The 15,869-nt window shown below is 37.6% G+C and carries 13 protein-coding genes; 8 read left to right on the top strand and 5 right to left on the bottom strand.

Features of this window, described 5'->3' with window-relative positions; genetic code table 11:
* Positions 1-94 precede the first annotated feature (94 nt).
* The 5 genes from C2I06_RS17440 to C2I06_RS17420 all read right to left on the bottom strand — a co-directional run bounded on the left by C2I06_RS17440 (position 95) and on the right by C2I06_RS17420 (position 5,856).
* Positions 95-1,099, bottom strand: coding sequence for a LacI family DNA-binding transcriptional regulator (locus tag C2I06_RS17440; RefSeq protein WP_123258532.1), 1,005 nt, complete (start codon positions 1,097-1,099; stop codon positions 95-97).
* Between the two features lie 92 nt (positions 1,100-1,191).
* A complete protein-coding gene (locus tag C2I06_RS17435) occupies positions 1,192-2,472 on the bottom strand; it encodes an MFS transporter (protein WP_123258531.1) in 1,281 nt (426 codons plus the stop codon).
* Positions 2,469-3,434, bottom strand: coding sequence for a sugar kinase (locus C2I06_RS17430; protein WP_095329463.1), 966 nt, complete (start codon positions 3,432-3,434; stop codon positions 2,469-2,471). The genes C2I06_RS17435 and C2I06_RS17430 overlap by 4 nt, the downstream gene beginning before the upstream one ends.
* Positions 3,421-4,206: a hypothetical protein gene (locus C2I06_RS17425; RefSeq protein ID WP_123258530.1), complete on the bottom strand. Its 786-nt coding sequence runs from the start codon at positions 4,204-4,206 to the stop codon at positions 3,421-3,423. Before C2I06_RS17425 ends, C2I06_RS17430 begins: the two co-directional genes overlap by 14 nt.
* A 294-nt stretch (positions 4,207-4,500) precedes the next feature.
* Entirely contained in the window at positions 4,501-5,856 is a 1,356-nt protein-coding gene (locus tag C2I06_RS17420) for an MATE family efflux transporter (RefSeq protein WP_095329465.1), read from the bottom strand.
* A gap of 301 nt (positions 5,857-6,157) precedes the next feature.
* Between C2I06_RS17420 and C2I06_RS17415 the strand changes: the two genes are divergently transcribed.
* The 8 genes from C2I06_RS17415 (at position 6,158) to C2I06_RS17380 (ending at position 15,862) form a co-directional block, all read left to right on the top strand.
* Positions 6,158-7,357, top strand: coding sequence for an MFS transporter (locus C2I06_RS17415; RefSeq protein WP_095329466.1), 1,200 nt, complete (start codon positions 6,158-6,160; stop codon positions 7,355-7,357).
* Positions 7,358-7,836: 479 nt separating this feature from the next.
* Complete coding sequence (locus C2I06_RS17410) at positions 7,837-8,856, top strand: PTS sugar transporter subunit IIC (protein ID WP_095329467.1); 1,020 nt, start codon at positions 7,837-7,839, stop codon at positions 8,854-8,856.
* Positions 8,857-8,939: 83 nt separating this feature from the next.
* On the top strand, positions 8,940-10,463 hold the full coding sequence (locus tag C2I06_RS17405; protein ID WP_123258528.1) for a PucR family transcriptional regulator: 1,524 nt from the start codon (positions 8,940-8,942) through the stop codon (positions 10,461-10,463).
* 135 nt (positions 10,464-10,598) lie between these two features.
* Positions 10,599-11,228: an aspartate/glutamate racemase family protein gene (locus C2I06_RS17400; RefSeq protein ID WP_095329469.1), complete on the top strand. Its 630-nt coding sequence runs from the start codon at positions 10,599-10,601 to the stop codon at positions 11,226-11,228.
* Positions 11,229-11,448: 220 nt separating this feature from the next.
* Positions 11,449-13,074, top strand: a complete 1,626-nt coding sequence (locus C2I06_RS17395) for an OPT/YSL family transporter (RefSeq protein WP_095329470.1) — start codon at positions 11,449-11,451, stop codon at positions 13,072-13,074.
* A gap of 11 nt (positions 13,075-13,085) precedes the next feature.
* Positions 13,086-14,141, top strand: coding sequence for an S-methyl thiohydantoin desulfurase family protein (locus C2I06_RS17390; protein WP_123258527.1), 1,056 nt, complete (start codon positions 13,086-13,088; stop codon positions 14,139-14,141).
* 18 nt (positions 14,142-14,159) lie between these two features.
* Positions 14,160-15,110 (top strand): DUF1177 domain-containing protein, encoded by a 951-nt coding sequence (locus tag C2I06_RS17385; protein WP_123258526.1) that lies wholly within the window; start codon positions 14,160-14,162, stop codon positions 15,108-15,110.
* Between the two features lie 83 nt (positions 15,111-15,193).
* On the top strand, positions 15,194-15,862 hold the full coding sequence (locus tag C2I06_RS17380) for an AroM family protein (protein WP_123258525.1): 669 nt from the start codon (positions 15,194-15,196) through the stop codon (positions 15,860-15,862).
* Positions 15,863-15,869 lie beyond the last annotated feature (7 nt).

Below are 15,869 nucleotides of genomic sequence, written 5' to 3'. Positions count from 1 at the left end.
TTTATTTAAACAGTAAAAATTTTTAATAGAATAATGGAACAGTATAGAAGCGTCATTCTGCTCATATAGAAGGAACGCTTCTCCGATCGATTTTTTATATTTTCTTTATGGAGGATGGTCTAACAATTAATTCACAAGGATAAATAATTTTTTCTACTTTAAAATGTTCCTTGTTAACTTGTTTTAATAATATTTCCGTAGCCTTTTTTCCCATTTCAAAGGCAGGCTGTGCAATCATCGTCATTGGAGGATTGGAAAGATGTGCAAAAGGAAAATTATCAAAAACAATTAGGGATACATCTTCAGGAATACGCAGTTTCTTTTCCTGTAAAAATGCTAAAGTCTCTAAGAATACTAAATCATTACCTGCCAGGATAGCAGTGGGCGGGTTCTTTTTCTGAAATAGGTGATGTAATTCAGTTTTCACATTTTCTATTTCTGAGCTGATAATATAGTCTTCGCATATGTCTATAGAGTTTTCTAGCAATGCTTTCTTATAGCCTTCAATTCGTTCTTTTCTTGTTGAGATAGTTAATGGCTGTGTCAAAATAGCAATATTCTTGTGGCCATTTTCCAAAAATAATTTGATTGCATGATAGCTTGATTCTATATTTGTGGATAAAATAAAAGAAGCATTTATTTCCGGAATATCTCGATCCATAAAAACAACGGGATAATCTTCCTCTATCATTTTGGCATAAATATCGGTGTTTTGCCCTGTAGGAAAAATAATCAGACCATCTACCTGTTTGGCACGCAATGTTTCGATATATGTTCGTTCCTTTTTGGGATTGTTGTCAGCGTTGCAGATGATTGCCTGATAATCATGCTCGAAGCAGTAATCTTCAATAGAACGGCAGATTTCTGTCGAAAAACGATGAACAATATCGGCTACAATAATTCCAATCATAGAAGTTTTCTTTTGCTTAAGGCTGCGTGCAATATAATTGGGATGATAACCTAGTTGTTCAATGGCACTTTTGATTTTTTCCCTTGTGTCTTCTCCCATATATTCATAACGCTTGTTGATATATTGTGAAACGGTGCTTTTAGAAACACCTGCATATTTCGCTACATCCGCCATGGTTACTTTCGCCATTTGTTTTCCTCTCTCGCTACTTTAATAGATTCTTTTTCTAGTATAAAACAATCTATCGTTACAAGAAAGCGAAAGAGGAAAACGCTTAAAAATTACTCATGCAATGGTTGCTGTGCTAATTTTCCTAATACCTTCTTTTCCTTTTTTGTAGCAATAATTGTTAAAATAGCTGACAATAATAAGGAAATTGCCATGAAATTATAAGAAGCTCCAAAACCACCAGTTAAATCATTTAAATAGCCAACGATATAGGCTCCAGCAAAAGAGCCTAATGCTCCCATACTATTGATTAATGCCATTGCCCCACCAGAGACGTTTCTAGGAAGGATTTCTGGAATAATCGCAAAGAACGGACCATAAGGTGCATACATTGCTCCTCCTGCAATAGAAAGGAGAATAAAGGATAACCAGAAATTACTTGTGCCAATTAAATAGGAGCCGTAGAAGCAAATTGCCCCAATTAAGAGGAATGGATAGACAAATAGTTTGCGATTTTGAAATTTATCTGAGAAGTAAGAAACCGCTAACATTAACACACATGCTAATACATAAGGAATTGATGCGAGCCAGCCCGTTGTTACAATACTTGCATTTGGGGCTGAATTAATAATAGTAGGAAGCCACATCACAAAACCGTATACGCCAATGCTCCAAAGCGCATATTGAAGACTGAGCAGAATAACAGTCTTTGACTTAAATGCTTCACGATAGTCCTTAACTGGTTTAAGTTCCTTTTGTTCGTCCAGCAATGATTGATGAATGGCAGCCTTTTCGTCGCTGTTAAGCCATTTTGCATCTTTTGGATGATCATTGACGAGTTTCCACCATAAAAATGCCCAAATCACGGCAGGTAAACCTTCTAATATAAACATCCATCTCCAACCGAGTGATTCAAGAATATAACCAGATACAATACTCATCCATAAAACAGTTGCCGGATTTCCTAGAATGAGGAATGTATTTGCTCGAGAACGCTCTGCTTTTGTAAACCAATGACTTAGAAATACTAGCATCGCAGGCATAACAGCACTTTCTACTACCCCTAAGCTAAAGCGTATGACGAATAAAACGTTCACATTTGAAATAAGACCAGTAGCTGTTGCTAAGAAACCCCAAAGGATTAATGCCCAAAATACTAGCTTTTTTGCACTCTTATTCTCTGCGTAATGAGCACCTGGAATTTGAAAGAAGAAATAGCCTAAAAAGAATAATGCACCAAGTAGAGAAGAGGTAGCCGCAGTAATATTTAAATCCTCAGCTAAGCCGCCAGCAGCTCCAAAACTATAATTTGCTCTGTCTAAATAAGCTAAGCTATAAGTAATAAAAACAATCGGGATAAGACGAATCCATCTTTTTTTAGAAAGGGTATTCATATACGTACACTCCTTTGAGAATGATTGTTTATAAACTGCCTAAGTTCTTGTTTATCCGGGTAGCCAGTATTGTCACCCAGCGATTGTACAGCTAACGCGCCAATTGCATTTCCGCGCTGCACAGATTCCTCTACAGGAAGACCTTCTAAGAACCCACTTATTACTCCAACAGCAAAGCCGTCACCTGCACCAACTGTATCAATCACCTTTGCTACAGGGTAGCCATAGATGGTTCCTTCTTCTGTAGGGGATTTATAATAGGCACCTCGCGCGCCAAGTTTGATGATAACTAATTCTACGCCAGCGTCTAAATAATAGGAAGCAATATCGGCAGGCGTTTGATAGCCCGTTAGTTTGATGCCTTCCTCTACTCCTGGTAACACATAGTTCGCTTGTTTCGCGAAGAAATTGATGGTATCTACCATTTCCTTTTCTGAATTCCAAAGTTTTGGTCTCAAATTTGGATCGAAAGAAACCTTTTTACACTGCTTTTTAAAAAATGATAAAGCATGCTGAGCAAAGTCTCTAGTTTCCAAGGAAAGCGCTAATGGAATACCAGTCATATGCAGATGCTTTGCCTTCTGAAAATAATCTTCATCAAGATCAGCAATAGCTAGATGGCTTGCAGCAGAGCCTTTTCGGAAATATTGGACTTCTGGATCACCTTTGGTTACCCGTGATTTTAATTGAAATCCGGTTGGGAAATATGCATCTGTCATGATTTTTTCTACATCAACTTGATTCTTTTGGAGGTTTTCCATAATGAATTTTCCAAAGGCATCAGCACCAACTTTACTTACAAAGCTAGCTTTATATCCTAATTTAGCTAAGCCGATTGCTACATTTGTTTCCGCCCCTGCCAGTTCCATTGTATAATGCTGTACCTCATGTAGTGGGCCGCAAGAGTCGGCTATAAACATCGCCATGGCTTCGCCGAATGTAATGACATCAATTGAGTGCATGTAATTTTTCCCTCCTTTGATTTGAATGGACAATATCTATAAATTTATTAATCTCCACCATTGATCTCTCCAAGGAAAACTCCAATGCTCTCGGAATGGCAGCTGGAATCAAATGATCCATTTTTCGCCAATCAGCATTTGGGTCAAGTGGCAAGGGCTCGGTAAAAAAATGCTTGCCTTGTTTAAATACATGTTTTAAATGAAAATAAAAAATATAAGGCTGGAAAATTTGGAATGCTGCCAATGCATCTTCCTCCTGAATGGTCCAATTGCCTATATCAAATGTCATTTTGATTGGCATCCTTAAATTAGAAGCGTTTTCAAAAAAGGATGCTAACGGCTGGATTTTCCCCCCTTCCCTTGTTTGATCATTTTCCACTAATAATGAAAGAGAAGGGTAGTTGTGGATAATTTTCCATAAGTCGTGTAGATCTGATTTATTCTCCAGATAATGTCCCAAGGGTAGCTTAACCCATTTTGCTGAGAGAATCTCGCTCTCTTCCAAGATAGTATGAAGTGCTTGCTCATTTACAGCCCCAGCATTGTTCCAGATTGGAATAGGAGCAGAGTAAACGGTAAATAAGTTAGCTTGCTGGAGAATAGGCTGTATATGTTGTAAGGTTGTTAGCAACTCCTCTTCATGTAATAATTCTCTCCTAATTTCAATTCCGGAGGCATTTGATTTTTCAATAATTGAAATGGCTTGAAGTAAATCTTTCGTTGCTATTTTTTTATCAAAAAAGGAATTTAAAGGGATATATATAGTAGACATTTATATCTCACCTCTCATAAAACGATTTAGTAAACCGGTTTAGTGATATTATAAATGGAATGAAAGCGCTTTTCAATGATTAGTTTGTAATTTTCAATAATTAGGGAAAAAGTAGGAGAAGGGGATAATATGAATTATTGGGGGGATATTCGCGAAAAGAGGGAAGGTATTCGTGAAAACACTTGAGAAATTCGCGAAAAAGAAGAGAAAATTCGCGAAAAACACTAATTATCAGCCAAACCAAAAAAAGGTCTATGTAAAACACTCTTTTACATAGACCTTTCCAAAATAGTTTTATGCAATCGAACGATTAACTTTCACTCGTTCCCAAGGTTTTGTCTTCCAGCGTCTGAAGGCAAATATTCCTCTAAACCATTCATCTATCCCTTGAGCCAACCAGATACCAAGAAGTCCCAACCCTAATGTAATTCCGAGAGCATAGCTCAACGTAACGGCAATTCCCCACATGGAGATAATACCAATAATGACAGGAAAGCGAACATCACCGGAGGACTTTAAGGAACTCATTAAGACAATATTCATTGCTCTTCCTGGTTCTGTAAAGACCACTGCCCAGAGAATAGGTAGCCCGATAGCAATAATTTCATAGTTATCTGTAAATAGCTCTAATATTGGCTGACCGATTAATGCCATTACAAGAGCTGCCGCTAATGAAACGACCATGGCCAGTCTAAGTGTTTTAATGCCTCGTTTCAATGCACGGTCAAACTGCTTCCCGCCGATATAACGTGCAACCAGGAGCTGAGTACCTTCAGCAATTGCTAATGTAAATAAGTAGCAGATCATGGAAATATTACTAATATAAACTCTGGCTGCTAAGGAGGCATCTCCTAAAGAAGCAACCATTGCAGTAATCATAAGCTGAGAAAATTGATACGATAAATTTTCTCCCGCAGAAGGAATGCCGATATAGAGCATATCTCGAATATCTTGTTTATTGACTTTGATGAAATCCTTAATGGAAAAAGTTAAAGCAATTCTCTTATAAACAAGATAAAGCAAAACAAGTACAGCAAATGTACGGGCTATAACGATAGTCCAAGAAACACCAATGACACCTGTAATAGGTAAACCAAAAACACCAAGAATACTAATGGCATAACCGGTTACGCTAATTACATTCATCAAAACACTAACAATCATGGATTCTTTTGTAAAGCCGTGACTTCTTAATATGGCACTAAGTGCAAGTGAGAGAGATTCTAAGAAGAGGGACGCACCACATATACGAACAAATATTAATCCATATTCTAATACTTCACCGCGAATATCGAAAAGTTGTAATAAATGTTCACCGAAGATAACAACGAGGGCTGCAATAATTATTCCGAACCAGAAGTTTAAACCAACCGCAGAGCGTGCAAACCTTCTAGCAAGGTTAAGCTCATTAGCCCCAAGTTTTTGCCCAATTAGTATCATGGCAGCAATGGATGTTACATTAAAGACTAGAATAAAAATTCCCAGAAGCTGATTGGCAACTCCTACACCTGCAGCTGCGCTATCAGAATAATGGCTTAGCATTAAGGTAGCAGTTACTCCCATACCCATGTGTAAAGCAAGTTCAATAAACAGTGGCCAAGATATATTAAAAAGAGACTGATTTTGTATTTTATTTGTTGAAACACTCAACAGTTAAAACTCCCCTTTACATTTAAAAATAGAAAACATAACAATCATTTTATGCTTATTTGGAAGAAAGTAAAGGGAAAGATAACATTTTTTTTTAGAAATTTTTCAAAAATCTTGAATATAGTAGTAATTAACGCTTTTTTTGGAATTATTTAAATGAGGATAATCCATTATTTACCGCAATTTTTGCTAAAAATGTTTGAAATGTAATGAATAGTGTCATGACAAGTGTTATTATAATAGTTAGTTTTCATAATTACACCTATCAGTGGAAACCTAAGGGGAAAATGGGAGGATTACAATGAAAAAGGAAATATCTCAAAGAAAGATTCTTGGTATCGCAGGCTTAGGGTGGATGTTTGATGCGATGGATGTTGGAATGCTTTCATTTATTATTACTGCTCTCCAAGCAGATTGGGGTTTATCGGGCAAGGAGATGGGCTGGATTGGCAGTATGAATTCAATAGGAATGGCTGTCGGTGCACTTGTTTTTGGATTAATGGCAGATAGAATCGGAAGAAAACATGTATTTATGATTACATTATTACTCTTTTCTATTGGCAGCGGGCTCTCTGCCTTTACTACTTCCTTAACGATCTTTCTAATTCTACGTTTTTTCATTGGAATGGGACTTGGTGGGGAGCTGCCGGTAGCATCTACACTTGTTTCTGAAAGTGTTCCAAAGGAAAAACGAGGCAGAGTCGTTGTCTTACTTGAAAGTTTTTGGGCATTTGGCTGGTTACTCGCTGCAGTAATTTCCTACTTTGTTATCCCAAAATATGGATGGCAGGCAGCACTTATCATAAGCGTTCTTCCAGCTTTTTACGCTATATATTTACGTTTGCATTTACCGGATTCACCGAAATTCTTAAAAGTAGAAAAAGAGAAAAAGCTGACAATTAAGGAAAGCCTGCAAGCTGTATGGTCGAAGGAAAATCGGAAGCAAACAGCAACCTTATGGATTTTATGGTTCTGTGTAGTCTTCTCTTATTATGGAATGTTTTTATGGCTTCCAAGTGTCATGGTATCTCAAGGATTTAGTATGATAAAAAGCTTTGAATATGTATTAATTATGACACTAGCACAATTACCGGGATATGCTTTGGCAGCCTATTTAATTGAAAAAGCAGGAAGAAAGTTTGTACTCGTGCTATTTTTAATTGGGACAGCAGGAAGTGCCTTTATGTTTGGGTTAGCGGGAAGCACAGCGATGCTTCTTACAGCAGGAATTCTTTTATCCTTCTTTAACTTAGGTGCATGGGGAGCTCTTTATGCCTATACACCAGAACAATACTCTACAAAGGTTCGAGGGACAGGTGCAGGAATGGCAGCTGCGATTGGAAGAGTTGGCGGAATCTTAGGACCATTATTAGTTCCTTATTTAACAGCACAAAATGTCTCCATTCCCTCTATTTTTACTATTTTTTGTATTGCTGTATTAATCGGGGCAGCAGTAGTTCTGTTTTTTGGAAAAGAAACAAAGAATACCGAAATTATTTAGAGTGGTTCGCCACTCTTTTTTTTGTTAAATAATCTAACAAAACTTCAATTGAGTAAAAAAATCTACATATAGCCTTCATATTGATTTTATTTTTCTTGAATAATAATCACTTTTTACAGAAAGAAAAGATGAAGATTGCATTCTGATTTTGATGATAGCGTTTTAATAAAAACTGAAATAAAAAAATTATTTACATATTCTGAATATTGATGATATTATAGCTACACACTATTAAACGGTTTAGGAGGAGCATAACATGAAGATCAAAACAAATACAGCACTGATTATTATACTCATATTATGCTCTTAGGATTAAATAATCCCTCTGTATTATAACGGGAATTGTTTAGTCCAGTTTTTGTTATTAAAAACAAGGCGCTAAACAGTTTGTAAGACTTGAAGGTGCCTATCCATTATTGGACAGGCTTTTTTGTTTTTATCTAGCTAATAATTATTTTTAAATAGAGGAGTAGAAAATGATGAAGACTAAAGAATATTTTATGGAACGAATGTATAAAGCCTCAGCAGGAATGTCAAATGCAGTCCTTGTAACGTTAGGAATGGGATTGTTGTTAGAATCGATCGGAAAAGCATTTGGCTGGGATGTCTTAGTTCAAATTGGCGGAGTGGCAAAGGTATTGTTAGCCCCGGCATTTGGAGCGGGAATTGCCTATCAGTTAGGTGGAAACACATTAGTTATTTTTAGTGCGATGGTTTGTAGTACGATTGGGGGGAACGCGCTGCATGCAACGGATGCTGGAATGGTGCTTGTTTCCGGACAACCAATCAGCGCAGTATTAGCAGCGGTAGTGGCAACATATGTTGGGAAGCGGGTTAACGGAAAAACAATTTTAGATATGGTGGCCATTCCAGCTGCAGCAATTTTAGTTGGAGGAATTGCTGGAGTAGGTTTGGCGGCAGTTACAACTCCGATGCTAGAATGGATTAGTGCCCAAATCACTTCATCGGTACAAGGCTCACCTTTAGTAGCGCCAATGGTTATCTCGTTAGTATGGAGCATCCTACTGATGACCCCAGCATCATCAGCAGCTTTAGCAATTGCATTACAAATGGATCCAGTATCAAGTGCGGCTGCATTAATCGGGTGTACGGTCCAATTTGTTGGATTTACTGCGATGTCTCTTCGTCAAAATGATTTAGGGGGATTTCTTGCACAATCGATCATTACACCAAAAGTACAATTCCCTAATTTGGTGAAAAATCCGCTGTTAATCATTCCACCTTTTGTAGCAGCCGTCATTTGTGCCCCGATTGCAACATTAGGATTCGGATTCACGGCAACGTATGAATTGGCTGGATTAGGATTGAATTCTTTAATTGCGCCAATCAGCATTATGGCCACTCAAGGCTTGCAGGGATTCTTAATTTATGTGGCAGTAGGTATGGTTCTTCCAATTGTGATTACCCTTCCTCTTTATTTCGTAATTCTTCGCGTAGGCTGGGCAAAAACTGGAGATTTGGCTATGAGGGTTCAGTAAAACTTATGAATGGAGGCTTCCGATAGATAGGAAGCCTCTTTTAATGAAAATGGATCAAAGATATTGTAGTGGAGGTGGTAAGAATGAATCAATCGGGCATTACAGTTAATGATTTATTACGACTCCCTGTTTTAAAGGAGGCAAAGGTGATAAGTGGGAGGGAAGGATTAAATAGAAACGTGCAAAATATTGATATTATGGAGGTTCCCGACATCGACGGCTGGTTAAGAGGGGGAGAGTTGCTGCTCACAACAGCTTATTCCATAAGACATGATCTTTCCTTATTGACAAAGCTTGTGGAGAAATTAGCGCAGGCAAATGCTGCTGCATTAGCAATAAAACCGGAAAGGTATTTACATGAAATGCCAAAAGAAATGATGGAGGTAAGTAATAAATATAACCTTCCCATTATTCAGCTTCCAGTTGGTGTGCCATACATTGATATTACAAATGCTGTCATGGAACAAATTGTGAATAAGCATGCTGCTTTACTGAGAAGGTCGGAAGAAATTTATAAGAAGTTAACGACATTGGTTCTTGAAAACAGTGGGATACAAACGGTTGCTGATAATGTATCACAAATGATAGAAGCACCTATTATTCTCTTAGATAAAGATGGTAAAAAAATTGTTTGCTCCCCAAAGGAAGGATGGATGAACGAATTTACGCATATAAAGCAGTGGGATATTACAGTAGATAAGGAGCGAGTTGGCAAATTTTTAATTGAAAAAGAACAGTTGGATGAAATGGATAAAATTTGTGTAGAACAGGCACGTCTAGTTTTTTCTTTAGAACTAATGAGAAGAAAAACAGCAATGGATACAGAGAATCATTTAAGAGGAAACTTTATTGAAGAACTGCTTGCAGGCATATTTCTCCCCCAAGAGGAAGTAGTGAATAAAGGAAGGCAACTTGGATTGGATCCTGAAATAATGTGGGAAATAATCGTGATGGAAAGTGCAACCCTTATGGAAGAAGGTTCATCATTGTTACATGATTTAAGCAGCATTATAGAATCCATTAATCTATCCCATGCTAATAAGATTTACACACAGAAACAAGGAAGCCGGCTTGTCATCCTATCAGCCGTTCCCTATCAACCAATTATAACAAAAGAAACAAATCAACTATGGATGGATAAATTACTCCCTCTTATCAAGAAATATACCGATTTTCAAGTAGGATTTGGCGGAAGAGCGCTATTATGGGAGATACATTTAAGCTATTTAGAAGCTAGAAATTCACTTTTAATTGGATCCAGTCTTAATAAAGGGAAAAGAATGTACCTTTATGAAGATATTGAGCTATTTAAATTGTTACTAGACAGTTCCGACTATGTCAATATGGATCCAGTAATCGAAAGGAAAATAGGTAAGTTAATACAATATGATAAAGAAAATGACAGTGATCTTGTCAAAACACTCTTTTATTATTTGACTTTTAATGGCAGTTTAAAGGACACAGCAAATCAATTATATATTCATCGTAACTCAGTAAAATATCGCATGGATAGAATAAAAGAAATTGCAGATATTAAATTAGATACTTTCCAAGAGAAGGTTTTATACTATTGCTGTATATTCTTTCATAACTTTAAGGGTTCCTAAAACAGAGGGGGCTATTGTACTCGGAGCACAATAGATCCTTCTGTTTTTTGTTTTTTTAGGACATTGTGACAAAAAGACAGAAAAGTTAAAATGAAATATAAATATTCAGAAAATTTAAATTAGGAGAGTGGGGATATGATTGGTGTCATTCGTGTTTTTACAACGGAGAATAAAGCAGTCTTGGACCATCATGGCAAAATAATTACAGAATTGTTTGGATTGCCAACAGTAAATCAATGTATTCCAGATCAAGCGTTAGGTATTTATGATGATGCTTCAGAAAAAGAAGCAATACCAAAAATCGTAGAGTTAGGAAAAAAGATGGAAAGGGAAGGAGCAAGGATACTTGCTATTAGCTGTGCGGCAGATCCTGGGATTGAAGAACTAAGAAAAGCGGTGTCTATCCCAGTAATAGGGGCGGGAAGTGCTGCTGCATTAACAGCTTTTTCTTTAGGAAAACCTGTTGGGATATTAGGGATAACTCAGGATGTTCCAGAAGTTATGAAGAAAATTTTAGGGGAGCTGTTGGTTGGCTTCAAAGTTCCAGAAGGTGTAGAAAATACGACTGATTTACTGAAAGAGGAAGGGAAGGCAAAGGGGCTAAAGGCTGCTAAAGATCTGTTAGATCAAGGAGCCAAGGTAATTGTGTTTGCTTGCACAGGTTTTTCAACAATTGGACTGGCAGACCAATTGCGTAATGAATTGAAAGTTCCCGTTATCGATGCAGTCGAAGCAGAAGGACAGTTTGCAGCACAGTTATACTGACCAAATAGTTCGTTTCTTTGTTTTAGTATTTTATGTTGTCATATGGACAAATAAAACTTTCATTATTTGCCAGATTTTATTTGTTACTAAATAAGCATAACAAATTAATTGCCTTATTTTTAATATTCTTTATTCAAACCATCAAATGTACCACTTAGTTTAGTATGACTCCACTCTTTAACATCAAAATGCTATTTAAAAATAATTTGGAGGCTAGTATATGAAACAAGTAGAACCAGTAAAAAAACACCCTCGTCTATTTGAACCTGTTTCCCTCATATTTACCATTATTACAGCAGTGTTTGGCGCCATTATCGGGATGCAAATTATCGTCTCTTTAGGAGTGACACCAAATACATCTATTATTGGTGCGCTTCTAGCAATGCTGATTGCTAGAATTCCAGTTACTATCTTTAAAAGGTATAAGTCTATTCATAGACAGAATTTAATGCAAACCTCTATATCTGCAGCAACTTTTGGGGCTGCAAATAGTTTATTAATTCCTATCGGTATTCCTTTTCTAATTGGGGAACCAGATTTGATTGTTCCGATGTTGATTGGAGCAGCATTGGCCATGTTTGCAGATGCTGCCATTTTATATAAACTATTTGACTCCAAGCTGTTTCCTGCATCAGGTACATGGGCACCAGGAGTAGCAACAGCACAAGCTATCGTTGCTGGTGATAAGGGAGGAAAACGGGCAGGGCTTCTTGGAATTGGAACACTTATTGGCGTTATCGGTTCGATTTTGCATATTCCGATGTCTGCCTTTGGGGTTGCTTTTATCGGTAACATTTGGGCTTTAACGATGTTTGGGATTGGCTTACTATTCCGACAATATTCTATTCCTGTTTTTGGTGTAGATGTAAACGCCCTTTACATTCCACATGGCATTATGATTGGTGCAGGAATTGTGGCGTTAGTCCAAGTTACGCTATTAATCTTTGGAAAAGATAAGAGAAAGCAAAAGGGAAAAAATCAAGAGGTAGCTGCAGCTATGGAAAATGAGGTTGACGACTCGAATTATACAACACCTATTTCAGTAGCAAGAAAGACTTTAGGAATTGGCTTTATTGTTTATATTGCGATTGCTTTAATTATTGCTTTAACAGGCGGACTTATTACAGATATGTCATTTGGTATGTTGATTGGATTTCTGATTTTTGCCGCATTTGCTGCATTTGTTCATGAATTAATCGTTGGTATTGCTGCCATGCATTCAGGGTGGTTTCCGGCCTTTGCGGTTGCCTTTATTACCCTCCTTATCGGTATGATGATTGGTTTTCCGCCTTTAGCACTTGCTTTACTTGCAGGATTCAGTGCTGCAACAGGACCGGCCTTTGCAGATATGGGCTATGACTTTAAAACAGGCCATATTTTACGAGGAAATGGTGCTGATAAAGAATATGAAATAGATGGAAGAAAGCAACAATATATGACGTCATTAGTTGCCTTTGGAGTCGCATTGCTGACAGTGCTAATCACTTATAAAGGATATTTTGCCAATAACCTTGTTCCTCCAATAGACGCTGTCTATGTTTCTACGATTCAGGCAGGCACTTCAATGGAAGTCGCTCGGCAATTATTAATATGGGCTATTCCAGGTGCTATCTTACAAATACTTGGTGGTTCAAGCAGACAACTAGGAGTAATGTTTGCAACAGGTTTATTAATTTTAACTCCATATGCAGGCATTGCAGTATTGGTAGGGATTGCGATTCGATTAATGTGGGTGAAGAAAAAAGGAAAAGAAGCAGAGACGCCAATGAGTATTTTAGCTGCAGGGTTTATTGCTGGGGATGCACTGTATAGTTTCTTTAACTCTGTATTTAAATTAGGGAAATGAGGAGATGAAACGTGACAATAAAATTAGATGAACAAATCGTAGAATTTGCTGTATATGGTGGTGCCATACTAGGCGGCGGCGGAGGAGGAAAAATAGAAGATGGACTTCAAATAGGACGCCTTGCTTTAGAGGTTGGTCAGCCTATCTTAAAAACAGCAGAGGAAATGGCAGATGAAGACTTCCTTGTAACGGTTTCGCTAGTTGGCGCTCCAGCTGCTAAAGAGCAGTACGTAAAGCCAGTTCATTATGTCAAAGCAATGGAGCTATTGGCAAGTAAGCTAGATAGACCACTTCAAGGAATTATTACCAATGAAAATGGAGCTGGCACTACAGTAAATGGCTGGTTTCAATCCGCTATGACAGGATTACCAGTAGTAGATCTGCCTTGTAATGGAAGAGCTCATCCAACTGGCACAATGGGGTCATTAAATTTAACAGAGATGCCTACTTATATTTCTTATCAAGCAGCCGTTGGCGGGAAAGGAGATAAGTATGTAGAAATGCTTATCACTGGTTCCCTTGATATAACAGCAAAAGCAGTTCGCCAATTGTCTGTTGATGCTGGCGGGTTAGTAGCAGTGGCAAGAAATCCTATAACAGTGGGATATGCAAAGCAAAACGGAGCGAATGGAGCCATATCGCAAGCAATTACAGTTGGCAAAGCCTTGCTGTCTAATAAAGGAGAATCTGCTATCGAAGCAGTTGTGTCTGAACTAGGAGGATCTGTAATCACAGAAGGAACAGTAACGGCATGTACTTTAGAAACAATAGGAGGTTTTGATGTAGGAAAAGTAACGATTGAGGATTGCTATGATATGACCTTTTGGAACGAGTATATGACAATTGAGAAAGATGGAGTGCGTTTTGGCACCTTTCCAGATCTTATTATGACATTGGATACAAAAACAGCTAGACCTATTGTAACCGCGGAAATGGCAAAAGGGCAGCAAGTAGCTGTTATAACCGTTCCTAAGGAAAAATTACGCTTAAGTAGTACGATGAGTAACCAAAAGTTAATCCAACCAATTGAAAAAATAATAAACAAAGAAATTCTAACTTATCTTTAAAAAGGAGAGATTGATAGGATGGTTTTAAAACAAACTTTAGTAGCTTTAGAAACGTTAGATAATGCATTTGTAACAGGGGAAATAGTTGCCGATTTATTTAAAGAATATCCAAATGTACAAACAGATGTTGTAAAAGTAACAGGGGAAACAGGAAGCACAGATTTTATTAAGATTACCATACCGGGAGCAAAAGGGAAATCTGCTGGTGGCACCGTTCCGACATTGGGGATTATTGGGAGATTAGGAGGGATTGGTGCACGACCAAGCAGAATTGGGCTAGTATCTGATGCTGATGGTGCCGTAGCGGCAATTGCTTCTGCTTTGAAACTAGCTGATATGCAGGTAAAGGGAGATGTACTTGCTGGGGATGTGATTGTATCCACACATATTTGCCCAGATGCACCAACAAGACCACATGAACCAGTTGATTTTATGGATTCTCCAGTTGATATTTTAACAATGAATAAACATGAAGTAATTCCAGAAATGGACAGTATTATTTCAATTGATACCACAAAAGGAAATAGAGTGATTAATCATAAAGGGATTGCTCTTTCTCCAACAGTAAAAGAAGGTTACATTCTTCGAGTTAGTGAGGACTTACTAAGAATTATGGAAATGACGACAGGGAAATTTCCCGTCACCTTCCCTGTCACTTCACAAGATATAACGCCATATGGAAATGATTTATACCATATCAATTCTATTTTGCAGCCATCTGTGGCGACAGACGCACCAGTTATTGGCTTGGCAATAACTGCTCAATCAATCGTCCCAGGGTGTGGAACGGGAGCTAGTCATGAAACGGATATTGCAGATGCAGTTCGTTTTTCCATAGAGGTGGCAAAGGAAACAGCTAATGGTACTTGTGAGTTTTATGATAAAGATGAATTTAATAGAATAACAACCTTATATGGTTCCATGAAAGTCCTGCAAACAATGGGAAAAGCTGCTTCTCCTCAGTCTTAACCAAGTAATGCAGAGAGGGAGCATTGCTTCCTTTCTTTCCTTATAGTAGAGGAGAGAGTGACTTATAAAAAGGAGTTGTTTATATGAAAAAACTTGGAATGATTACAATTGGTCAAGCTCCAAGAACAGATGTTGCTCCAATTGTAGAGAAGTATGTAAACAAAGCGGAGCTTGTCCAAGTTGGAGTATTAGATGGGATGTCGAAAGATTATATTGAGACAAATCTATATCCTGAAGAAGGCGATTATGTTTTAACCTCTAGACTAGTAACAAATGAGTCGGTAGTTATGTCTCGCGAAAAAATAAAGCCAATTTTACAGGAGAAAATCTATTATTTAGAGAATATGGGAATAAGCCAAATATTGCTGTTGTGCACGGGTGTTTTTCCAGGGCTGCAAACAAGGAAAGCTTATTTAATTGAACCTGATCATATCATTCCCCCCACCATTAATGCGTTAGTAGGAAATAGAAGACTGGGAGTAATTGTTCCACTTAAGGAACAAATAAAGACGTCTCTTCCTAAATATGCCCCCTTAGGATTAAAACCTATTTTTAGTGTGGCATCACCATATAATATGAGTAGAGAGACCTTTAAGAATGCGGCTCAAGAATTAAAGAAGGAAGCAGATATAATTTTGTTGGATTGTATGGGGTATACAGAGAATGCTAGAGAGATGGTAGCCGAAATAGCTAATAAACCAGTCATTCTCTCCAATGCAATCATGGCAAAATTAGTATCAGAAATGATATAGGAGAGGG

This window comes from Niallia circulans (assembly GCF_003726095.1).
Lineage (GTDB): Bacteria > Bacillota > Bacilli > Bacillales > Cytobacillaceae > Niallia > Niallia circulans_A.
This window is presented reverse-complemented; position numbering and strand designations above follow the sequence as displayed.

Coding starts and splice junctions, on each gene's coding strand:
- C2I06_RS17405 (WP_123258528.1), top strand. CDS start 8,940: ATGAATCAATCGGGCATTACAGTTAATGATTTATTACGACTCCCTGTT.
- C2I06_RS17415 (WP_095329466.1), top strand. CDS start 6,158: ATGAAAAAGGAAATATCTCAAAGAAAGATTCTTGGTATCGCAGGCTTA.
- C2I06_RS17395 (WP_095329470.1), top strand. CDS start 11,449: ATGAAACAAGTAGAACCAGTAAAAAAACACCCTCGTCTATTTGAACCT.
- C2I06_RS17430 (WP_095329463.1), bottom strand. CDS start 3,434: ATGCACTCAATTGATGTCATTACATTCGGCGAAGCCATGGCGATGTTT.
- C2I06_RS17435 (WP_123258531.1), bottom strand. CDS start 2,472: ATGAATACCCTTTCTAAAAAAAGATGGATTCGTCTTATCCCGATTGTT.
- C2I06_RS17425 (WP_123258530.1), bottom strand. CDS start 4,206: ATGTCTACTATATATATCCCTTTAAATTCCTTTTTTGATAAAAAAATA.
- C2I06_RS17400 (WP_095329469.1), top strand. CDS start 10,599: ATGATTGGTGTCATTCGTGTTTTTACAACGGAGAATAAAGCAGTCTTG.
- C2I06_RS17410 (WP_095329467.1), top strand. CDS start 7,837: ATGAAGACTAAAGAATATTTTATGGAACGAATGTATAAAGCCTCAGCA.
- C2I06_RS17440 (WP_123258532.1), bottom strand. CDS start 1,099: ATGGCGAAAGTAACCATGGCGGATGTAGCGAAATATGCAGGTGTTTCT.
- C2I06_RS17385 (WP_123258526.1), top strand. CDS start 14,160: ATGGTTTTAAAACAAACTTTAGTAGCTTTAGAAACGTTAGATAATGCA.
- C2I06_RS17380 (WP_123258525.1), top strand. CDS start 15,194: ATGAAAAAACTTGGAATGATTACAATTGGTCAAGCTCCAAGAACAGAT.